The 21,011-nt window shown below is 47.6% G+C and carries 19 protein-coding genes; 14 read left to right on the top strand and 5 right to left on the bottom strand.

Annotated features, from left to right (window positions below; translation table 11 throughout):
* The first annotated feature begins 340 nt into the window (after positions 1-340).
* The 5 genes from H4O27_RS09320 to H4O27_RS09300 all read left to right on the top strand — a co-directional run bounded on the left by H4O27_RS09320 (position 341) and on the right by H4O27_RS09300 (position 5,976).
* Complete coding sequence (locus tag H4O27_RS09320) at positions 341-2,143, top strand: DUF294 nucleotidyltransferase-like domain-containing protein (RefSeq protein ID WP_165008321.1); 1,803 nt, start codon at positions 341-343, stop codon at positions 2,141-2,143.
* Between the two features lie 3 nt (positions 2,144-2,146).
* On the top strand, positions 2,147-2,755 hold the full coding sequence (locus tag H4O27_RS09315) for a 3'-5' exonuclease (RefSeq protein WP_165008319.1): 609 nt from the start codon (positions 2,147-2,149) through the stop codon (positions 2,753-2,755).
* A gap of 572 nt (positions 2,756-3,327) precedes the next feature.
* Positions 3,328-3,591 (top strand): DUF4212 domain-containing protein, encoded by a 264-nt coding sequence (locus H4O27_RS09310; RefSeq protein ID WP_095502661.1) that lies wholly within the window; start codon positions 3,328-3,330, stop codon positions 3,589-3,591.
* Positions 3,592-3,594: 3 nt separating this feature from the next.
* Positions 3,595-5,361: a sodium:solute symporter family protein gene (locus H4O27_RS09305; RefSeq protein ID WP_165008316.1), complete on the top strand. Its 1,767-nt coding sequence runs from the start codon at positions 3,595-3,597 to the stop codon at positions 5,359-5,361.
* Between the two features lie 129 nt (positions 5,362-5,490).
* Positions 5,491-5,976, top strand: a complete 486-nt coding sequence (locus H4O27_RS09300; protein WP_165008315.1) for a hypothetical protein — start codon at positions 5,491-5,493, stop codon at positions 5,974-5,976.
* Positions 5,977-6,121: 145 nt separating this feature from the next.
* On the opposite strand, the gene H4O27_RS09295 is transcribed toward H4O27_RS09300, so the two are convergent.
* Entirely contained in the window at positions 6,122-6,586 is a 465-nt protein-coding gene (locus tag H4O27_RS09295) for an Lrp/AsnC ligand binding domain-containing protein (RefSeq protein WP_165008313.1), read from the bottom strand.
* Positions 6,587-6,717: 131 nt separating this feature from the next.
* Here H4O27_RS09295 and H4O27_RS09290 point away from each other — a divergent pair, with 131 nt between their 5' ends.
* The 5 genes from H4O27_RS09290 to H4O27_RS09270 all read left to right on the top strand — a co-directional run bounded on the left by H4O27_RS09290 (position 6,718) and on the right by H4O27_RS09270 (position 13,061).
* The gene (locus tag H4O27_RS09290) at positions 6,718-7,971 is read left to right on the top strand and encodes a D-amino acid dehydrogenase (protein WP_165008311.1); all 1,254 of its coding nucleotides are present in this window, start codon (positions 6,718-6,720) and stop codon (positions 7,969-7,971) included.
* Between the two features lie 193 nt (positions 7,972-8,164).
* Positions 8,165-9,223: an alanine racemase gene (alr, locus tag H4O27_RS09285; RefSeq protein ID WP_165008309.1), complete on the top strand. Its 1,059-nt coding sequence runs from the start codon at positions 8,165-8,167 to the stop codon at positions 9,221-9,223.
* 128 nt (positions 9,224-9,351) lie between these two features.
* A complete protein-coding gene (locus tag H4O27_RS09280) occupies positions 9,352-10,677 on the top strand; it encodes a Fic family protein (RefSeq protein ID WP_165008307.1) in 1,326 nt (441 codons plus the stop codon).
* 740 nt (positions 10,678-11,417) lie between these two features.
* A complete protein-coding gene (locus tag H4O27_RS09275; protein ID WP_165008305.1) occupies positions 11,418-11,690 on the top strand; it encodes an ACT domain-containing protein in 273 nt (90 codons plus the stop codon).
* 15 nt (positions 11,691-11,705) lie between these two features.
* Positions 11,706-13,061, top strand: a complete 1,356-nt coding sequence (locus tag H4O27_RS09270; RefSeq protein WP_165008303.1) for a PFL family protein — start codon at positions 11,706-11,708, stop codon at positions 13,059-13,061.
* Positions 13,062-13,194: 133 nt separating this feature from the next.
* On the opposite strand, the gene H4O27_RS09265 is transcribed toward H4O27_RS09270, so the two are convergent.
* Entirely contained in the window at positions 13,195-13,998 is an 804-nt protein-coding gene (locus tag H4O27_RS09265; RefSeq protein ID WP_165008301.1) for a basic amino acid ABC transporter substrate-binding protein, read from the bottom strand.
* Between the two features lie 119 nt (positions 13,999-14,117).
* On the bottom strand, positions 14,118-14,369 hold the full coding sequence (locus H4O27_RS09260) for an NGO1151 family protein (RefSeq protein WP_165008298.1): 252 nt from the start codon (positions 14,367-14,369) through the stop codon (positions 14,118-14,120).
* 86 nt (positions 14,370-14,455) lie between these two features.
* Between H4O27_RS09260 and H4O27_RS09255 the strand changes: the two genes are divergently transcribed.
* The 4 genes from H4O27_RS09255 (at position 14,456) to H4O27_RS09240 (ending at position 17,666) form a co-directional block, all read left to right on the top strand.
* A complete protein-coding gene (locus tag H4O27_RS09255) occupies positions 14,456-15,250 on the top strand; it encodes a hypothetical protein (protein ID WP_165008296.1) in 795 nt (264 codons plus the stop codon).
* A gap of 5 nt (positions 15,251-15,255) precedes the next feature.
* Positions 15,256-15,744 carry a DUF3465 domain-containing protein gene (locus tag H4O27_RS09250; protein ID WP_165008294.1) on the top strand — a complete coding sequence of 163 codons (489 nt, stop codon included), beginning with the start codon at positions 15,256-15,258 and terminating at the stop codon, positions 15,742-15,744.
* 449 nt (positions 15,745-16,193) lie between these two features.
* A complete protein-coding gene (gene metZ, locus H4O27_RS09245; RefSeq protein WP_165008292.1) occupies positions 16,194-17,360 on the top strand; it encodes an O-succinylhomoserine sulfhydrylase in 1,167 nt (388 codons plus the stop codon).
* Between the two features lie 99 nt (positions 17,361-17,459).
* Entirely contained in the window at positions 17,460-17,666 is a 207-nt protein-coding gene (locus H4O27_RS09240; protein WP_165008290.1) for a DUF2788 domain-containing protein, read from the top strand.
* 392 nt (positions 17,667-18,058) lie between these two features.
* Here the strand turns inward: H4O27_RS09240 and H4O27_RS09235 are convergent, their stop codons facing one another.
* Together H4O27_RS09235 and edd are read right to left on the bottom strand one after the other, a co-directional pair.
* Complete coding sequence (locus H4O27_RS09235; RefSeq protein ID WP_165008288.1) at positions 18,059-18,694, bottom strand: bifunctional 4-hydroxy-2-oxoglutarate aldolase/2-dehydro-3-deoxy-phosphogluconate aldolase; 636 nt, start codon at positions 18,692-18,694, stop codon at positions 18,059-18,061.
* A gap of 83 nt (positions 18,695-18,777) precedes the next feature.
* Complete coding sequence (edd, locus tag H4O27_RS09230; protein WP_165008286.1) at positions 18,778-20,613, bottom strand: phosphogluconate dehydratase; 1,836 nt, start codon at positions 20,611-20,613, stop codon at positions 18,778-18,780.
* Positions 20,614-21,011: the final 398 nt, after the last annotated feature.

Genomic DNA, 21,011 nt, shown 5'->3' with positions numbered 1-21,011 from the left:
TTTGATTGAATGTGTGCATTTTTTTGTCTGCCGTTTGCGTGTATCGATATTTTTTATCGCATTTTGCTTTAAAATTCATTTTTATGTAATAAAATTGCAAGTATTAAGCGATTTGCAGCTGAATGCGTTATGTTGATTTAAAGTATAGTGGATTCACTATATTTTAGGCCGCCTGAAAATCTAATGGATTCTTTTGAGAATCTGTAGATTGCCCAGACGGCCTTTTTTGCGGTGTCGTTTTTTGAACTCTTGCTGTAATATGCTGAAAAATCTGTTGATTTAATAAATCATAAAACGGTTGTTCAATTTTGAGAGAACGGAAAAAACAGGAGAAATAAGCATGGAGCGCTTTGATTTTAATTATCCGCCGTATCATGTGTTAAACGGCAATGAACGCTTGACGCTGCAAAATGTGGTGGATATTGCATTTTACCGCGACGAAGAATTGATTATCGAGCCTAATAGGCCGATTGAGTTTTTGTATGTGGTGATGAAGGGCGTGGTGAAGGAGGTCGGTTGCGATGGCGAAGTGGCGGCGGTTTATCGGGCGCATGATACTTTTGAAGCACGTGCTTTGGTGGAAGGGACGAGCCAAAATAGTTTTGTCGTGGCCGAAGAAGCCTTGGTGTACAAACTGCCGAAGGCCTGCGTGTTGCATTTGATGGAGGGCAACAGCCGTTTTGGTTCATATTTTTATGCTTCCGTAGCGGAAAAATTGGCCAACCGTTCCGAGTCGTCCGATGAAGACGAATTTGAAAGCCTGTTTACGGCCAAAGTGCGCGATGCTTATCGCGATAATGCGGTGTGGCTGGATGGTAATGCAACGGTTTTGGAGGCGGCGCATGTGATGAAGGAGCGCAAAACCAAAACGCTTTTATTACATCATGAAGGGAAGACCGGTTTGTTCACTGAATCGGCGTTCCGCGACATTGTGATTGAAGGCGCTTCGTTTGACGATCCGGTATATAAGTGGTCGCCGCCGCAATTGATTACCGCAGATATTGATGATTTTGTGTTCAATGCCTTGTTGCGCATGATGGAATCGCGCATTCAGCGCGTGATTGTGACCGAAAACGGCAAAGCCATCGGCGCTTTAGAGCAGCTCGATATTTTGGCGTATTTTTCCAACCACACTCATGTGGTGGTACAGCGCATTGAAAAGGCTGAAAGTATCGACGATTTGGCCGAACTGGCGGCACATATGAACGGCTCGATTCAAGCTTTGCAGAAAAACGGCGTACGGGCAAAGCAGTTGGCGCAGTTGATGCGGGTGTCGAACAGCGCTTTGTTTGAAAAAGCATGGAGGCTGCTGGCTTCGGAGCATTTATATGAACATTCTTGCTTATTGGTAATGGGGTCGGAAGGGCGCAGTGAGCAGATTTTGAAAACCGACCAAGACAATGCGCTGATTTTAGCCGAAGGCGTGGATTTGGCCGAAGCGCAAGCGACAGCGGAAAAATTCTCTGCCGCGTTGGAGCTTTTCGGCTATCCGCCGTGCAAAGGCGGGATTATGGTGTGCAATCCGATGTGGCGCAAGCCGATTGGCGAGTTTAAAAAGATGATCGGAGGTTGGCTGAGTTCGGCCACTCCGGCCAACATGATGAATTTGGCGATTTTCATCGATGCCAAAGCGGTGGCGGGCGATGTGTCGCTATTAGATGAGCTGAATAATTACCTTTACCGCCGCATGGATAAAGATGTCGGCATTTTGATGAATTTTGCCCGCGCGGTGGATTTGTTTGAAGACCACAGCCGTCGCTTTATGCCGCGTCTGCTGCAGCGTAACAATAGAAAAATGGACGTAAAAAAAATCGGTATTTTCCCGATTGTGCACGGCGTGCGCGCGTTGGCTTTGGAAGCACGTTTGGAGGCGAATAATTCATTTGAGCGTATCAATATCTTGGTGGCACGCAATATTTTGGAGCCGCAAGCCGGCCGCGATCTTGCCGAAGCTTTGGGCTATTTGATGGATTTGCGTTTGAAAGGCGGCTTGATGGCCTTGAATGATCCCATGCGGAAGCTGAATAATCAGGTCGATACCGATAAGCTTTCCACGCTCGAGCGCGATTTACTGAAAGATTCGCTGAATGTGGTGAAACGCTTTAAGCAAACGGTGCGCCATCATTTCCATCTGGGAGGGTGAGCCATGTTTGATAAACTGAAACGGGCCTATTACCGACATCATCTGAAAGATTCGAAATACACGTTTCTTTATGACGGGCACCCTGATGAAATGGTGAGCATTGATTGCGAGACCACAAGCCTGAATGTGAAAGAGGCGGAAATCATTTCCATCGGGGCGGTGAAAATCCGCGGTAATACCATTTTGACCAGCGAACCGTTTTATGTGTTGGTGAAGCCTGAAGGCATGATGGAGGCCACCAATGTGACGGTACACGGTTTGCGCCCGAAAGACCTTTCAGACGGCATTTCGGTTGAAGAGGCTTTGTATCAACTGCTGGATTTTATCGGCGGCAGGCCGCTGGTGGGCTATTATTTAGAATACGATGTGGCGATGATTGATAAGTTCCTGAAGCCTTTAATCGGCATTCCGTTGCCGAACCGTCAGATTGAAGTGTCGGCGGTGTATTTTAAACAAGAGGTGAAGAAAAATTTCTATTACAACGATTACGTTGATTTACGAATGGCCAGTATGATTAAAACTTTGCGGATTCCGGATTTGCCTCGCCACAATGCCCTTAACGATGCCATTAATGTGGCGATGATGTGGCAGGCGATACAGGCCAGAAAATAAGATGGGAATTGTAACAATCGGTTTTGATTAGAAAAACCGATGTCTATCATCAGTTAAACTGATAACAAAAGGCCGTCTGAAAGTGTTTCAGACGGCCTTTTTACGGTTTTTTTTGAACAGCATTTTTGAGTGGTTTTGTAGAAAAACTCCCAAAATTTTGAATTTTGCAAATAAAAAAGCAGGAAATTTGTGTAAAAAAAGGTTAATTATAAAGCAATTTCAATTTATGTAACATCTAAACATTAATATTTTTACTGCATGAAATTGGCTAAGGTTAAATCGGATTAAAATTTTTTAACTGCTTGTTGCATAAAAATTTTTGTGAAAAAACTTATCAACTTTATTGATAAATTATTAATTCGGATTCATACGGCGTATTTTCATTTCGGCCTGCCGGACTTAGTTATAAGGGTGATATTGAAAGCATAATGAATTGTGCTATTCTGAATTCAAGGCAGTTTTGCCTGTTGCAGTAACACTAATCAAAAATCAAGAAACAAAAAATTCCGGCGCAGGGCATAGCGGTTTGCACTGATGACCGGGGTATTCTCTACAATCATAAGGAGAGCATCATGTCCGATAATAAACAAAATATGACGGCCTATTGGAAAGCCAATGTACGTCTGATTTTGGGCTGCATGATTGTGTGGGCACTCTGTTCGCATGTAATCGCCATCTTCCTTCGCCCGGCTTTAATGGGCATTGAGATTTTTAATATCGATATCGGTTTCTGGTTTGGCCAACAAGGTTCGATGTTGACCTTTATTGCCATCATTTTCTTCTATTCGTGGAGAATGAACAAAATCGATGAAGCATTCGGTGTACACGAGGAGTAAATCATGAGTCAATTTTGGATTAACGTCTTATTTGTGAGTGCGTCGTTTGCGCTCTATTTCGGTATCGCGATTTGGGCGCGTGCCGGTTCGACCAAAGAATTCTATGTGGCAGGCGGCGGCGTGCATCCGGTGTTGAACGGTATGGCTACCGGTGCCGACTGGATGAGTGCTGCATCGTTTATTTCCATGGCCGGGATGTTGGCGATGAGCGGCTACGCCGCTTCGGCTTATCTCATGGGTTGGACCGGCGGCTATGTATTACTGGCTCTGCTGCTGGCACCATACTTGCGCAAATTCGGTAAGTTTACTGTGCCGGACTTTATCGGCGACCGTTTCTACAGCCGGCAAGCCCGCCTGATTGCCGTGGCCTGTTTGATTTTGGCCTCGACAACTTATGTAATCGGCCAAATGACCGGTGCCGGTGTAGCATTCTCCCGTTTCTTGGAAGTGAGCAATACTACCGGTTTGATTATCGCGGCGTTTGTGGTGCTTTTTTACGCGGTATTGGGCGGTATGAAGGGCATTACTTATACCCAAGTTGCGCAATATGTGGTGCTGATTATTGCCTATACCATTCCGGCGGTGTTCATCTCGTTGGAAATGACCGGCAACCCGATTCCGCCATTGGGCTTATTCGGCAATGATGCCGCTACCGGTGTGCCTTTACTGCAAAAATTGGATGGTTTGGTGACCGATTTGGGCTTTGCGTCTTATACCGCCGATGTGCCCGACAAGGTGAATATGTTCTTGCTGACCATGTCGCTGATGATTGGTACCGCAGGTTTGCCACACGTGATTATCCGTTTTTTCACAGTTCCGAAAGTATCGGATGCCCGTTCTTCAGCCGGTTGGGCGCTGGTGTTCATCGCCTTGCTTTACACTACTGCACCTGCTGTCGGTTCTATGGCGCGTATCAACCTGATTGAAACCGTGTATCCGCAAGGTGTTCAGTCTGCACCGTTGGAATACAAAGCACGTCCCGAATGGATGAAAACTTGGGAAAACACCGGTTTGCTGAAGTTTGAAGATAAAAACAGCGACGGCCGCATCCAATACTACAACGACAAAGCCAAAGATTTCCCGGCGGCCCAAGAGCGTGGTTGGGAAGGCAATGAGTTGGCCGTCAACAACGACATCATGGTCTTGGCGAATCCTGAAATTGCAAATCTGCCAAGCTGGGTAATCGGCCTGATTGCCGCCGGTGGATTGGCTGCCGCACTCTCCACCGCTGCCGGTTTGCTGCTCGCCATCTCGTCTGCCATCTCGCATGATTTGATTAAGAAAACACTCAAACCTGATATTGGCGACAAAGGCGAATTGATGGCCGCGCGTGTGTCGATGACAATTGCGATTGTGATTGCGACATGGTTGGGTATCAACCCGCCGGGTTTTGCGGCGCAAGTAGTGGCACTGGCCTTCGGTATTGCAGCCGCTTCGATTTTCCCGACTTTGATGATGGGTATTTTCTCGAAACGTGTGAATGACAAAGGCGCAGTTGCCGGTATGTTGGTTGGTTTGATTTCGACTTGTGTGTACATTTTCCTGTACATGGGCTGGTTCTTCATTCCGGGTACCAACACTTTTGAAAACACCCCTGAAAACTGGATTTTCGGTATTTCCCCACTGGGTTTCGGCCCGATTGGTGCGGTGTTGAACTTTGCGGTTGCCTTCATCGTGTCGGCAATGGGTAAAGAGCCGCCACAAGATGTACAAGACTTGGTAGAAAGCGTGCGTTATCCACGCGGCGCAGGCGAAGCTATCGACCACTAATCCATGCAGTAAGCAAAACGTGGGTTGAAACAAACCCGCGTTTTTTATATCAAGCTGAAAATACTTTTCAGACGGCCTAGAAACACCTATCATGCCGTTCGAAAACAAAAACACATCAAAGGAACGTTTATGCTGTGGGAACTCATTGCCACCGTTACCGCCGGTTTCGGCGCTGCCGGTATCGCGCTGGTTTTGCGCACGATGTTCAAAAAATTACCGAAATGGCTGATTCCTGCCGCAGCCGGTTTGGGCATGATCGGGTTTCAAGTGTTTAGTGAATACACTTGGTTTGAGCATACCCGTTCACGATTGCCGTCTGAAACCAAAGTGGTGGCCGGAATTCCCGAAACGGCTTTTTACAAGCCGTGGTCGTATGTTAAGCCACAGGTATTGAAATTCGTTGCTGTGGATACCGCTAACGTGGAAACCGTTGATCCAGAGCGCAACATCCGCCGCGCCAATCTGTATTTCTTCGAGCGCCGCATGAGCGCGCAAGCCTTACCGGTGTGGATAGACTGCCATAACCAATTGCAATCCGATATTGCCGATCCCGCCAAACAGGTATGGGGTAAAACGGGTTATACTGAGAATATCGTTGCTGCGGTGTGTCGTTGACGAATCTTAAGAGATGCAGAAAATCCTAAAACAATCATTCACGCAGAAAATAAAAGCTGTTTTGCATAAGAAGTGTAAACAACCCGACGATTTCCTACATTTCAGGCCGTCTGAAAATCATTTTTCAGACGGCCTTTCATCTTATTTAATCCAAATTCAACATCGGCATTTCTTTTACTTCCTCCATCACCACATAGCTGCGGCTTTCGGCAGCGGCAGGCAGTTGCAGCAGAATATTGCCCAGCATATCGCGATAAGCCGACATATCCGGCAGGCGCACTTTAATCAGATAATCATATTCGCCCGATACCAGGTGACACTCCAAAATCTGCGGAATATGCGCTACTTCGCGGCGGAAGTCTTCAAAAATATTGCCCGATTTTGAGCGCAATTTAATTTCCACAAATACCAGCAAGCTTTGTCCGAGAGCGTGCGGATTCAGATGCGCATGATAGCCGGTGATAAAATGATCGCGTTCCAAACGGCGCACGCGCTCGGTCACCGGTGTGGTGGATAAGCCGACTTTTTCGGCCAATTCGGTCATCGGAATACGCGCGTTTTGTTGCAGTAATTTTAAGATTTTCAAATCGGTTTTATTCAATTCCTTCATGGTTAAAATCACTTTTTAAAAATTACTTTTCAGGATAATAATTTATAAAATTAAAAAAATAAAGTGAAATATCCTGATAAAAATCGACTACACTACACTACATTTATTTTGTATAGAAGCAATGGAGAGGTATGAACGTAGTGGTTTTGGGTGCCGGCGTAACCGGCATCGCAACGGCTTGGTATTTATTGGAAAAAGGCCATCAGGTGACGGTGATTGACCGGGCGGAAGCGGCGGCGCAGGAAACCAGTTTTGCCAATGCAGGCCAGCTTTCCTACGGCTACACCACGCCTTGGGCGGCGCCCGGTATTCCCGCCAAAGCAGCCAAATGGCTGTTTCGCCCGCATTCGCCTTTGATTTTGAAACCCGACGGTAGCCGTTTCCAATGGCAATGGCTGATGAGTATGCTGCAAAACTGCACCGCCGAGCGTTACCAAACCAATAAAGAACGCATGGTGCGGATTTCTGAATACAGCCGCGAGATGTTCCGCCGCTTTGAAGCCGAAACCGGTTTGGATTTCGAAGGCCGCCACAAAGGTACATTACAGATTTTCCGCACGCAAAAAGAAGTGGCTGCTGCGGCAAAAGACATTGAAGTCTTGGAGGAATACGGTGTGCCGTATCAGCGATTGCAGCCGGAAGAATGCCTGCAATTCGAGCCGGCTTTGCACCATGCTTTGGGCAAAATCGCCGGGGCGCTGCATCTGCCCAATGACAGCACAGGCGATTGCCATCTGTTCACCCGGCGGTTGCAGGACTTATGCGAAGACAAGGGCGCGGTGTTTAAGTTTGAACACAACATTGAGCGCATCGAGCATCAAGGCCAAAACATTACTGCTGTCATCGCCAACGGCCAATGCTTTGAAGCCGACCGCTTCGTGTGCTGCCTGGGCAGCTTCAGCCGTACGGTGATGGCGCAATTAGGCTTGGATTTACCGATTTATCCGGTAAAAGGCTACTCGCTCACTGTGCCGATTACCCATGGCGATGAAGCGCCGGTATCGACGATTTTGGACGAAACCTACAAAGTCGCCATCACCCGCTTCAACGACCGCATCCGCGTCGGCGGTATGGCCGAATTATCGGGTTATGAAATCAAGCTGCCGCAAGAGCGGCGCGAAACCTTGGCTTTGGTGGTGCAGGATTTGTATCCGCGGGGCGGCGATGTGGGCAAAGCCACGTTCTGGAGCGGCTTGCGTCCGATGACACCCGACAGTACGCCCATCATCGGCGCAACGCAATATGCGAATTTGTTCTTAAATACAGGTCACGGCACTTTGGGCTGGACGATGTCGCTTGGTTCCGGTCGTATCACCGCTGATTTGGTGAGCGATGTTACCCCCGAAATCCGTACCGACGATTTAGGCATGGCCCGCTACGCTTGAATCAGGGCTGTCTGAAACAATAGGCCGTTTGAAATACCCAATTTATTTTCAGACGGCCTTAATCAGTTTCCATATTTGAAAAACAACACAATCAGCCTATAATAAACAACATACAGGCCGTCTGAAAAGTCGGTCGGCTGGGAAATTCAGGTTTATCTTTCCCGGACGGACCGACTCAAACAAAGGATAAAACATGCGCCCCTTACAAGCCGAAATCCGTTTGGATCATCTGCGCCACAATTACCAAACCTTAAAAAATATTCACGGCAACAAACTCTTGGCAGTAGTCAAGGCCAATGCCTACGGCCACGGTGCGGTGCGTTGTGCGCATGCTTTGGCCGATTTGGCCGACGGTTTCGCCGTGGCGGCTTTGGAAGAAGCGGTTGAATTGCGCGAAAGCGGCATCGACAATCCGATTGTGTTGCTCGAAGGCGTGTTTGATGTGGCCGAATATGCCCGCATCGATGAATACGAACTCTGGCCTGCGGTGGGCAACCAATGGCAATTGGAAGGTTTGGTGCATCACGAATGGCAAAATCCCGTAACCGTATGGTTGAAAATGGATTCCGGTATGCACCGCACCGGCTTCTTCCCGCATAATTACGCCGCCGCCTACACTGCGTTGAAACAATGCCAACACGTTGCCGACATTGTTAAATTCAGTCATTTTGCCTGCGCCGACGAGCCGGAAAACGGTATGACCGAAATGCAGATTGAAGCCTTCGATTTGGGCTGCGAAGGCTTGGCAGGCGAAGAAAGTTTGGCCAATTCGCCGGCGATTTTGAATGTACCTGAAGCGCGCCGCGATTGGGGCAGGGCGGGGCTGGCTTTGTATGGCGTGTCGCCGTTTGGCGGTGTTGATGAGCGTTTGAAACCGGTAATGCGCCTGACTTCGTGCGTGTTCGGCGAACGCGTGTTACAGCCACATTCGCCGATTGGCTATGGTGCCACGTTTTATACGTCCAAATCCACCCGCGTCGGCCTGATTGCCTGCGGTTATGCCGACGGCTATCCCCGTCGGGCCTCCACCGATTCGCCCGTTGCCGTGGACGGTAAGCGCAGCCGTGTGATCGGCAGAGTGTCGATGGATATGATGACCATCGAACTCAACGCCGCCCAAGACGGCTTGGGGCATGAAGTCGAGCTGTGGGGCGATGTGGTCAATATCAACGAAGTCGCCCGAGCCGCCGGTACAATTGCGTATGAATTATTGTGCAACATCAAACGGGCAAAATTCACTTATTACGAATAAAACTGTTTGGATTTGATGATAAAGCCGTCTGAAAATCGCATTTTCAGACGGCTTTTGTTTTTGAATATTGACACGTGATATTTAAAATCTGATATAGTTATCTCAATTTTATAAAAATGAGATAAGAAATGAGAAAAGTTGAAAAACCATCTACATTTCATCATCTTATGATGAAGTATGCTGAGAAGCTTAATCAAGTGTTAACGATGGATTTATCGGATATTACAACGGATTATATCCATTGGGACAAATTGCGCAGATATAATAGAAATACTGAAGTTGTTGAAAAAAAATGGCTGAAAATCAAATTAGCCAGGATTGCAACGTTAAGAAAGATAGAACTTTCGGATAAAAATGGTGTGCCGTTTCAGTTTAATCTTCCGAATAACTGTTTTGCCTTGATTCATAAGATTGACGAATTAAGGGCAAGGCTGACACAGTATTACATGGAAAAAGGCCAGAAAAGCGAATTTTTGTCCAATACGTTGAAATTTGAAGAATCGATTTCGAGTTCGCAATTGGAGGGAGCTGCGACGACTAGGGTAGTTGCGCTGCAAATGCTGGAGGAAGAACGAAAACCGAAAACCACCGATGAAAAAATGATTTTTAATAATTATTGTTTAATGAAGGAAGTGGCAGCAAGAAAGCAGGATAAACTCAGTATTGAACTTATACTTAAACTTCATCATATCGCTACAGATGGGATTGATGATGAAAAAATTAAGCCTGGTATGATAAGAGATAATGATGATGTTTATGTGGTTAACTATCAAAACGACCCTGTTCATATTCCGCCCAAGTACATGGAATTGACGGAGCGTTTGCAGGCTTTGTGTGATTTTGCAAATGCGGATAATCAGGAAAAAACATTTATTCATCCTATTGTTAAAGCAATTATCCTCCATTTTATGATTGGTTACGAGCACCCGTTTTGCGACGGTAACGGCAGAACGGCAAGAGCATTATTTTACTGGTTTATGATGAAAAACGGATATAGTGAGTTTGAATATATTTCAATCAGCAAATTATTAAAAAATGCTGCTGCAAAATATGCTGCTTCATACCTTTATACAGAAACTGACGACAATGATTTGACTTATTTCATCATTTACCAACTGCAGACCATTAAGAATGCGATTGAGGAATTATTCAGATTTTTAGATAAGAAAAATCAGGAATTTCAGGAAACATTGAATTGGCTGTCCAATACATCGATTGCTGATGAATTAAATGCTAAAGAGATTATTTTGCTGAAAAAAGCCATTAAAAACCCGGGAAAGGTTTTTATGGCTAAAGAAGTGAAAAATCTGTTGGGCGTGGGCGATAATACAGCTAGAAAATATTTAGAAAATCTCTGCCGGCATAAAATCCTGATGAAATCTTTGTTGGGGCGGACAACGATGTATATTGCCCGGCAAGATATTGTCAATTTATTGAATCAGCGCAAGAAGTAAATCAGGGAGAGGCCGTCTGAAAACTCAATTTTCAGACGGTCTTACTAGCAGTAGCCATACCCATTACTGTATGGGTGAGGTATGGGTGGTTTCCTGTTGGGCAGTCAAATTAACGTCTGAATTCTGTTCCGCCGGTCTTATAGTGAAAACCCCAAATTTTCCATACAAAATCGGGCGTAGGTTGCGGTTAGTGAGGTACGGGCGTAACCCAACAAAACCTTATATTGCTAGATATTTTAAATCATGCCGGGTCAAAACCCATCCTACGCATTAATTGGAAACCGTACGGATTATTAGGTGTTTTTACTATACATAAATTTTAGGTTTTATGCAGATTACGGCTTGCTATTTTTCTTTTTATTCCATGTAAACCAATACATTCTAATCATTGCGAGGACGGAAATTATAAAGCCCATTAACAGTATCTTAGGTATATTGAATTTAATAGAGGTATTATTAATTGCATCAGATAGAATGCTACTCCAGTTAATTTCCATATCATGAATTAAATATTCAAGTATCTGGAAAATTGGATAAAAAATGACACCTATAAAAATAATTACAATAATCCCCAGCACTGAAAAACAAAAAGAAACCAAAAATTTTCTAATAAACCTCATACTAAATCCTAATATATCTAATCAATTCTGCAATCTTTGGAAGAGCGGTTCGTCGCCTTATGGTGTTTTTCGGTCAATTCACTATATAATGAACCACATTTTCATTTGCGGAGCAAACCCATGAGTCATTCTGTGATTACCGTTATCGGCAAAGACCGTGTCGGCATTGTATATGATGTATCCAAAATTCTTTCGGAAAATCGAATCAATATCCTCAATATCAGCCAGCAGTTGATGGACGATTTTTTCACCATGATTATCTTGGTAGATACGGCAAAATGTCCGAAATCCCGTCAGGAAATGTTGGACGTATTCGCAGCCGAGAGCCAAAAACTGGCGCTGGATATCCGTATGCAGAACGAGGAAATTTTCCAAGCCATGCACCGTATTTGAAAGGCCGTCTGAAAAATGAGTATCCAATCCAGCGAGATTTTAGAAACCGTCAAAATGGTTGCCGACCAGAATTTTGACGTGCGCACCATCACCATCGGCATTGATTTGCACGACTGCATCAGCAGCGATATTGATGTACTGAACCGAAATATCTACAACAAAATCACCACTGTCGGCAAAGATTTGGTGGCTACAGCCAAGCATTTGTCGGCCAAATACGGTGTGCCGATTGTGAACCAGCGCATTTCTGTTACGCCGATTGCCCAAATTGCCGCAGCGACCAAGGCCGGTTCTTATGTCAGTGTGGCGCAAACCTTGGATAAAGCCGCCAAAGCCATCGGCGTGTCGTTTATCGGCGGTTTTTCTGCCTTGGTGCAAAAAGGCATGTCTCCTTCTGATGAAGTGTTGATCCGCTCGATTCCGGAAGCGATGAAAACAACCGACATTGTGTGCGCTTCTATCAATATCGGTTCCACCCGTGCCGGCATCAATATGGATGCGGTGAAATTGGCAGGTGAAACCATCAAACACACCGCTGAGATTACGCCGGAAGGTTTCGGCTGCGCCAAAATCGTGGTGTTCTGCAACGCGGTGGAAGACAATCCGTTTATGGCGGGTGCGTTCCACGGCTCGGGTGAAGCGGATGCAATTATTAACGTCGGCGTATCCGGCCCGGGTGTGGTGAAAGCAGCTTTGGAACATTCCAATGCGACTACCTTGACTGAAGTGGCCGAAGTGGTGAAAAAAACCGCCTTCAAAATCACCCGTGTGGGCGAGTTGATTGGCCACGAAGCATCTAAAATGTTGAATATTCCGTTCGGTATTCTGGATTTGTCTTTGGCGCCGACTCCTGCAGTCGGTGATTCCGTTGCCCGTATTCTCGAAGAAATGGGCTTGAGCGTGTGCGGCACACACGGCACCACTGCCGCTTTGGCCTTATTGAATGATGCCGTGAAAAAAGGCGGCATGATGGCATCGAGTGCCGTCGGCGGCTTGAGCGGCGCATTTATTCCGGTTTCAGAAGACGAAGGTATGATTGCCGCTGCTGAAGCAGGTGTGTTGACCTTGGATAAGCTTGAAGCTATGACCGCCGTGTGTTCGGTTGGTCTGGATATGATTGCCGTACCGGGTGATACCCCAGCGCACACTCTTTGCGGCATCATTGCCGACGAAGCCGCCATCGGCATGATCAACGGTAAAACTACCGCCGTGCGCATCATTCCGGTTACCGGTAAAGGAGTGGGCGAAAGCGTCGAATTCGGCGGTCTGTTGGGCTATGCACCGATTATGCCGGTCAAAGACGGTTCGTGCGAAGTATTCGTTAACCGTGGCGGCCGTATTCCTGCTCCGGTGCAGTCGATGAAAAACTAACCGTGATGGAAGCACATTAATAAAAGGCCGTCTGAGTTGCTGATTTTATCGTGCCAAAGTTTTCAAAGTCACAAGGCCGTCTGAAACATTAAATTTCAGACGGCCTTGTTATATTTTACCGCATTAAATCAAATTAATTCTTTGCATCGTCAGCAAAGTATTTGGCTTTGATTTGCTCGTATTCGCCGCTTTCGCGTACTTTTTTCAGCGCATTATTCAGCATTTGGACAGTGGCTTCATCGCCTTTGCGGGTAGCGATGCCGTAGTTTTCAACGGTGAAATCAGGCAGGGTAACAAAATCCATGCCTTTGGTCGGGTTGTTTTTCACATAGTTGGCAATCACAGCGCTGTCGCTCACCACGGCATCCAAACCGCCGTTTTCCAATTCTTTAACTACTAACGGTACGGTTTCAAAGCGGGCGATTTTCGGACTGTCGTTGCCTAACAGTTTAGACACGGAAAAGTCGCCGGTTTGGCCGGTTACCACGCCGACTTTGTTCAGATTTTTCAAGTCTTCGGAGTTGGCGATACTTTTGCCTTGCGGTACCAATACTACTTGGGCGATTTCAAAATACGAGTCGGTAAATTCCATCGATTGTTTACGTTCATCTGTGATGGTCACGCCGGAAATCACGATGTCTACATCACCATTTTTCAGTGCCGGGAACAGGCTTTCCCAAGGCTGGTGTTTGTATTCGATTTTGAAGTTGCCGGCTTTGGCCATAGCATCCATCAAGTCAACGTCGAAGCCTTCAACGTTACCGTTGGCATCGCGTGATTCGAATGGGGCAAATTCGGCATTCATGGCCACGCGGTATACTTTATTTGGGTCGGCAGCAGGTGCGGCACCGGCGGTGTCTTTGCTTTGGCCGCCGCATGCGCCCAAGGTCAGTGCCGAGCAAGCGATGGCTGCGGCAATCCATTTTTTCATGTTCATGGCGAGTCTCCTCTATGTGGTATGTGGTGAATCGAAATTAAATAAAACGCGATTTTAGCATAAGCCTATAATGGCAGGGAAATGCGCGGCATAAACTTTTTGCAGTTTATCGGATTGAATCAGTGCTCTTTTTCGCGGAAAAAAGCGTAAGTCACGTCGTGGAACAAATCCGTGTGCGGGCTGTCTTCGTAGTTGAGTTCGGCCAAGGCATCTTCAAATGCCAGTTGAATAGATTCAACCGCGTCTTGGGCCGTATCGCCGGGTAGGGCGCGAATCAGGCCTTTGAGTGCGGTTGCCAAAACGTGATTCTGCATGCGCAAAACTTCGTTTGACTCTTCCAAAAATTCTAATCGTTGCTCAATGCTGCTCATGTCTATTCCTTAGGAATCTGATAGAATGCCGCATTATAGCAAATCAAGCGGTTTGATTGCGAAACGGAAATTGCAACGAGATAAAAATGGATACCAAAAAGCCAAGCCCTTCATCGGAAACGGAAAACGATTTCAACTGGGAACGCCGGTTGGAGCAATTGCGCCAGACCCGTCAGATTAACGCGCCTTACGCACACGCGCCCTTGATTCGCGAATCGAAAGATGCGCGCCGGAATGTCGCTAAAACCGACAAACCTTATGAGCTCGATCAAAAATCGCGCGATAAGGTATTGAAGGAATACATGCGCAAATGGCAGGAAGAACACAATGTCGAAGTGGCGCAACATGAAGACATCGAAACCGACGATATGGTGTTGCTGCAGGAAAACTGGTTGAGCGCGCAAAACGCCTTGCAAATGCGCGTTTCCGAAAAACACATCGAATCGACCCGTACCGTGTGGCTGAATCCGAAACGCCAAACCGTTGAATTTCCCGGGCCGCAAGATAAAAACGAAGAAGCCATGCCGTCTGAAAATATGAATGAAACCGAGCATTCAGACGGCCTTGACGATGCCGAACAAAAAGTGGTGGTAAATATCAATATATTGAATCCTCAGGCCGTCGGCCGCCGGGAAGTGTTTTGCATATCCGAACAAGAATTGGCCGAGCGTCTCATCAAGCGCATGCGCCCGCACGTTACTGATGCAGTAAACGGCATGATTCGGGTCGCCCTGCAAAAACAAATGGCTTTGCTTTCTTATAATTTGCAGCAAACTTTAAACGAACAAGCACCGGCCTTGGTGGAAGATTTGCTTGATCACAATGTGAAAAAAGTGCTGGCCGATTTGAAATACGAAATGAAATACAAGCGTGAGAAATAAGCCGAATGAATAAATGGATTTGGATTGCCGTTGTTGCTGCGGCGTTTTTCGGCTACCAAAAATGGCAGGATACAGCGCAAGATCCGCAGCAGGGGCAAACGCAGTCAAGGCCGTCCGAACACGGTCAAACGCGTTCCGGCCAATCCGCGGCAAATGGCAATGCCGAAGCGGTATTGCAACGTGCATTTGAAGAGCGGCGAAGCAAGCTGCAAATCGAAGGCGAAGGCGTGGTGAAAAAGACCTTGCCTGATGACAACAAAGGCTCGCGCCATCAACGCTTTATCTTGAAATTATCCAGCGGCCAAAGCTTATTGGTGGCGCACAATATCGACTTGGCCGATAAAATCAAAGGCTTGAAAAAAGGCGATACCGTGCGTTTTTACGGCGTATACGAATGGTCGGAACAAGGCGGAGTGATTCATTGGACGCACCATGACCCGAACGGCCGGCATATTGACGGCTGGTTGAAACACAACGGCAAGATCTATCAATGATTATTTAAGGCCGTCTGAAATCATATTACTTTCAGACGGCCTGAGTTGTAGGAAATCGACGGGCTGTTTACAATTTTTATGCACAACGGCTTTTGTTTTTTGCCCGAACGATTGTGTTAGGATTTTCGAGCGTTATTAAGAACCATGCGGCTTTGCCGTGCCTTTCGGTATTCTTGGCAACGTTCGGAATCCCCAAACGGGCCCTCAGGCAAAAAAAGAAAAAGTGTAAACAACGCTGGGATTTCTACACCTGAGTTATTCAAAAATAGAATGGCTAATATTAGTTTTATCTTAATAATGAATATCTGATTCCGCACGCTTTTTGTTCTTGAAACCAAATTAAAATCGGCGCAAAATATTAACAAATTACATGAAGGCCGATACAGCAGACGCAATGCTGCTTTTTTTATTTCCGTTTTCAGACGGCCTTGAACATTCAGGATTCAATCATGACGAAAAAGCTTCATCCGCAAACCTTGGCCATCCGCGCCGGCAAAGAGCAAACCGCTTACAACGAACACAACCAAGCTCTGTTTCTGACAAGCAGCTTTATGTGGGAAAGTGCGGCGCATGCGGCGGATTTGTTCTCGAAAAAAGTTAAAGGCTTTACCTATACCCGCACCGCTAACCCGACCACCGCTGCTTTTGAAAAACGAGTGGCGGCTTTGGAAGGCGCAGATCGCGCGGTGGCCACATCGACCGGCATGTCGGCGATTCAGGCGGCGTTTTTGACTTTTTTAAGTGCGGGCGATCATGTGATTTGCAGCCGCGGCTTGTTCGGCACGACTGTCGGTTTTATCGATACCGTAGTGAAACGCTTCGGCATTGAGGTGAGCTATGTCTCGACCGTTGATGTGGCCGAATGGCGTGCTGCAGTGCAGGGCAACACCAAGCTGTTTTTTTTGGAAACGCCGTCTAATCCGTTGAGCGAGGTGGCCGATTTGCAGGCTTTGGCAGCTTTAGCACATGAGAATAAGGCTTTATTGGTGGTGGACAACAGCTTGATGTCGCCATTCGGCCAGCAGCCTTTGCAATGCGGTGCCGACATTTCCGTGCAATCCGCGACTAAAGCGATTGACGGTCACGGCCGCGTGGCGGGCGGCGTGTTGTCCGGTTCGGAAGCTTTGATGAATCAAGTGGCGGTATATGCCAATTCTTGTGGTTTGGCGATTTCGCCGTTTAACTCATTTGAATTGCTGACCGGTATTGAAACGCTTTCCATCCGTATGGAAAAGCAATTTGATAATGCGCTGAAAGTGGCGAAATGGCTGCAACAGCAGCCGCAGGTGAAAGCGGTGTATTATGCCGGTCTGCCCGATCATCCGCAGCGTGAACTGGTTGAACGCCAGCAAAACGGCGGCGGCATTGTGGTCGGTTTCGAATTGGCCGGCCAAGATGCGGCATGGAAAGTGATTGACGGCGTGAACGTGTTTTCGCGTACGGCCAACTTGGGCGATGTGCGCTCGACCGTCACCCATCCGTGGACAACCACCCACGCACGTATGTCGCCGGAAGACAAGCTGGCCGCCGGTATCCGTCAAGGCTTGGTACGTTTGTCGGTCGGCTTGGAGCATGTCGATGATTTAATCGGTGATTTGCAACAGGCCTTGGCTTAGTCCTATAATATTGGCAAAAGATTGTTTATTGTTCAGACGGCCTGATGAAGGCTATGAGGCCGTCTGAAACATCACACCAATGAAAAAGGAAAAAAACACATGGATGAGGCCGTTTTCGCCACTTGGGCGATGAGAATCTGCTTAACGGGTCTGATTATTTTTTTGGGCTTTATCGTTTACAAGCTGGGCAAAGAATCGAAAGCCGGTAAATTCGGCATGTTTATGCTGTTTTTCGTGCTGGGCTTCGGTGTGTTCGGCTTTGTGTTTAAAGAATTTTTGATTAATTTTTTGGTGATTCCGAAATAAAGGCTAAGCCAAATAAAATGCCGTCTGAAACTAATGTTTCAGACGGCATTTTATTTGTATATAGTGAATCAACCAAATTTTCTGTACAAACCAGTAAATCAATGATAGTTGAAATATGGTTTTGGTGGGCAACAAGTTGCCCACCCTACGGCAGCTAATCCCTTCCCGCCAACGGTAGGGTGCGTGCCAAAGCACGCACGGGTTCTTTAACTCACATTGATGCCGTCTGAAAATTTGGAACAGGCCGTTTACGTTGTAATACTTTTAAAGTGAATTCACTATAGTGAATCCACTTTAAAATAGTACGGTGTTGGTTCGCCTAGCCGTTATCTATACTGTCTTCGGCTCGCCGCTTTGTCCTGATTTTAAAGTGAATCCACTATATAAGCCGGTTAAGCTTTCAGAGCAGCTGCTTCTTTGGCCAGGCGGGTGATGGCCGCCCAATCTTGGTTTTCCACCGCATCTTTTGGGGTCAGCCATGAGCCGCCGACGCACAACACATTCGGCAAGGCTAAGTATTCCGGTGCGCTTTCCAAAGTGATGCCGCCGGTCGGGCAAAAGCGGATGTCAGGGTAAGGGCCGTACAAGGCCTTGAGCATGGCTTTGCCGCCGACTACTTCGGCAGGGAACAGCTTCAAGGTGTCGATGCCGTGTTCCAAGGCCAATTGCACTTCGCTCGGTGTGGCTACGCCCGGAATCAATGGAATGCTGCTTTGATGGCTGGCTTTGGCCAAAGTTTCGTGCAAACCCGGGCTGATGGCGAATACTGCACCGGCATCTTCCACGGCTTTGAGTTGCTCGGGGGTGGTTACCGTGCCTGCGCCGACAATGGCGTTTGGCACTTCTTTGGCAATCAGACGGATGGCATCCACGCCGACCGGCGTGCGCAAAGTGATTTCCAGCGTCGGAATGCCGCCTTCCACCAAGGCATGCGCCAAATCAACGGCCTTAGATAAATCGTCAATCGCCATCACAGGGATAACTGCGCCTGCGCTTAAGATTTCGCGTGGGGTGAGTGTTGCAGACATGTTTGTTCCTCGAAAATAAGTTCGCTTCGTTAACGGGTTTCAGACGGCCTTGAAAATTTATCAACAGGCCGTCTGAAAAAGGTTTAGGCAAATTCGCCGCCGAAACTCATGGCGCCGGTTTCTGCCGAGCTGGTCATACTGCGGAAGTTGGCAAACAATTCGCGGCCGCAGCCTTGCTGATTGGCGTTCAAATCAATTTGATCGACTTCGCGTGCCGCCCATTCGTTTTCGTTGATGAGTACGTTTAATTCGCCGGTGACGGAATCGAAGCGGATTAAATCACCGGTGCGGATTTTGCCGATGCCGCCGCCCATCAAGGCTTCAGGTGTCATGTGGATGGCAGCCGGAACTTTGCCCGACGCGCCCGACATGCGGCCGTCGGTCAGCAGCGCCACTTTGAAACCGCGGTCTTGCAAAATGCCCAAAGGCGGGGTGAGTTTGTGTAATTCGGGCATACCGTTGGCACGCGGGCCTTGGTAGCGCACCACGCACACAAAGTCGCGTTCAAGTTCGCCGCGGTCAAAAGCTTCCAATACTTCGCGCTGGTCATTGAACACGATGGCAGGAGCTTCGATGATGCGGCAGCCTTCGCGGATGGCGGATACTTTAATCACGCCGCGGCCGATGTTGCCTTGCATCAGGCGCAAACCGCCGTCCGGCGAGAATGGGTTGTCGATTTTGCGCAAGATGTCGTCGTTGCCGCTTTCGGTCGGGGCTTCACGCCATTCCAGTTTGCCGTCAATCAAGAACGGCTCTTGGGTGTAGTGGCGCATGCCGCGGCCGGCTACGGTGTCAACATCGTCATGCAGCAAGCCCGCATCCAGTAATTCGCGAATCACAAATGGCAAACCGCCGGCTGCGGCGAAGTGGTTGACATCGGCTTTGCCGTTCGGGTAAACACGAATCAGCAATGGAATAATTGCAGAAATTTCGTCAAAATCATCCCAGTTCAAAATCACACCCGCCGCACGCGCCATGGCAACTAAGTGCATGGTATGGTTGGTCGAGCCGCCGGTGGCCATCAGGCCGATCAAGGCATTGATGAATGATTTTTCCGTCAACATTTCGCCCAATGGCAGAGCAGTGCCGTTGCGGATGCCTTGTGCCAAGTGGGCGGCACCGTAGCGGGTAAGGGCTTCGCGCAAATCGGTATAAGGATGCACAAACGCGGCGGCCGGTAAATGCACGCCCATCATTTCCATCATCATTTGGTTGGAATTGGCGGTGCCGTAGAAAGTGCAGGTGCCGGGGCTGTGGTAAGACCCCATTTCGCTTTCCAGCAAGGCATCGCGGCCGACTTTGCCTTCGGCAAACAATTGGCGGGTGCGTGCTTTGTCTTTATTGCTGATGCCGCTGGCCATCGGGCCTGCTGGTAAAAATACCGCCGGAACGTGACCGAACGATAAGGCGCCAATCATCAGACCGGGTACGATTTTGTCGCACACGCCCATATACAGGCCGCCGTCGAACATTTGGTGCGACATGCCCACAGCCGTGCTCATCGCAATCACGTCGCGCGAGAACAAAGACAATTCCATACCGGCATAACCTTGGGTAATGCCGTCACACATGGCCGGTGTCCCACCGGCAACTTGCGCGGTGGCACCGTTTTTCCGGGCTTCATCCTTAATCCAATCAGGGAAATCTTTGAAAGGCTGGTGCGCCGAAACCATGTCGTTGTAAGCGGTGATGATGCCTAAGTTAGGCACAGTTTCCTGCAGCATTTCGATTTTGATGCTTTTGGGCATGGCGGCATAACCGTGGGCAAGGTTACTGCAACCCAATTGATTGCGCTCCAAGCGGCCTTGCTGTTTGGCAGCGCGGATTTTGGCTAAATATTTGGCACGCGTTGCTTGGCTGCGGTCGATGATACGCCGGGTAATTTCCGCGAGTTTTGGATGGATAGGAGTGTGGCTCATGTATGGCTCCTTTGGGTCGATTGATACGACTCGGTTTTGTGTGGGCGGCTGCTGAGGCCGTCTGAAAGAACGGAAGCAGATATAATTGATATTATAATACAAATACTGTAATTTTGTTACAATTTATCTGATTTATCCGCATGAAGTTTGATGCAAGTCTTGGTTTTTGTTGATTGTAAGAAACTGTAATTGTGAATGTGTTAAAAACTTAAACTAAGTCAAATAAATTCTGAAAATGAAGATAGACAAAATCTGTAGCGGTGTGTAGTATTACTACTAAATTTACCGGTTCCGCCGGCTTTTCAACGGACAATACGCAGCCAAATTCTCCGATATGCTTCAATGTATCTGATTTTATGCCGATTTGTCACGTTACGGTTGTGGGTTTTAAAAAATAT

Origin of the sequence: Neisseria yangbaofengii, from assembly GCF_014898075.1 — a bacterium.
Classification (GTDB): domain Bacteria; phylum Pseudomonadota; class Gammaproteobacteria; order Burkholderiales; family Neisseriaceae; genus Neisseria; species Neisseria yangbaofengii.
Note: the sequence above shows the minus strand (reverse complement) of the source record. Positions and strands in the feature narration are given on the sequence as shown.

Coding starts and splice junctions, on each gene's coding strand:
- H4O27_RS09320 (WP_165008321.1), top strand. CDS start 341: ATGGAGCGCTTTGATTTTAATTATCCGCCGTATCATGTGTTAAACGGC.
- H4O27_RS09315 (WP_165008319.1), top strand. CDS start 2,147: ATGTTTGATAAACTGAAACGGGCCTATTACCGACATCATCTGAAAGAT.
- H4O27_RS09310 (WP_095502661.1), top strand. CDS start 3,328: ATGTCCGATAATAAACAAAATATGACGGCCTATTGGAAAGCCAATGTA.
- H4O27_RS09305 (WP_165008316.1), top strand. CDS start 3,595: ATGAGTCAATTTTGGATTAACGTCTTATTTGTGAGTGCGTCGTTTGCG.
- H4O27_RS09300 (WP_165008315.1), top strand. CDS start 5,491: ATGCTGTGGGAACTCATTGCCACCGTTACCGCCGGTTTCGGCGCTGCC.
- H4O27_RS09295 (WP_165008313.1), bottom strand. CDS start 6,586: ATGAAGGAATTGAATAAAACCGATTTGAAAATCTTAAAATTACTGCAA.
- H4O27_RS09290 (WP_165008311.1), top strand. CDS start 6,718: ATGAACGTAGTGGTTTTGGGTGCCGGCGTAACCGGCATCGCAACGGCT.
- alr (WP_165008309.1), top strand. CDS start 8,165: ATGCGCCCCTTACAAGCCGAAATCCGTTTGGATCATCTGCGCCACAAT.
- H4O27_RS09280 (WP_165008307.1), top strand. CDS start 9,352: ATGAGAAAAGTTGAAAAACCATCTACATTTCATCATCTTATGATGAAG.
- H4O27_RS09275 (WP_165008305.1), top strand. CDS start 11,418: ATGAGTCATTCTGTGATTACCGTTATCGGCAAAGACCGTGTCGGCATT.
- H4O27_RS09270 (WP_165008303.1), top strand. CDS start 11,706: ATGAGTATCCAATCCAGCGAGATTTTAGAAACCGTCAAAATGGTTGCC.
- H4O27_RS09265 (WP_165008301.1), bottom strand. CDS start 13,998: ATGAACATGAAAAAATGGATTGCCGCAGCCATCGCTTGCTCGGCACTG.
- H4O27_RS09260 (WP_165008298.1), bottom strand. CDS start 14,369: ATGAGCAGCATTGAGCAACGATTAGAATTTTTGGAAGAGTCAAACGAA.
- H4O27_RS09255 (WP_165008296.1), top strand. CDS start 14,456: ATGGATACCAAAAAGCCAAGCCCTTCATCGGAAACGGAAAACGATTTC.
- H4O27_RS09250 (WP_165008294.1), top strand. CDS start 15,256: ATGAATAAATGGATTTGGATTGCCGTTGTTGCTGCGGCGTTTTTCGGC.
- metZ (WP_165008292.1), top strand. CDS start 16,194: ATGACGAAAAAGCTTCATCCGCAAACCTTGGCCATCCGCGCCGGCAAA.
- H4O27_RS09240 (WP_165008290.1), top strand. CDS start 17,460: ATGGATGAGGCCGTTTTCGCCACTTGGGCGATGAGAATCTGCTTAACG.
- H4O27_RS09235 (WP_165008288.1), bottom strand. CDS start 18,694: ATGTCTGCAACACTCACCCCACGCGAAATCTTAAGCGCAGGCGCAGTT.
- edd (WP_165008286.1), bottom strand. CDS start 20,613: ATGAGCCACACTCCTATCCATCCAAAACTCGCGGAAATTACCCGGCGT.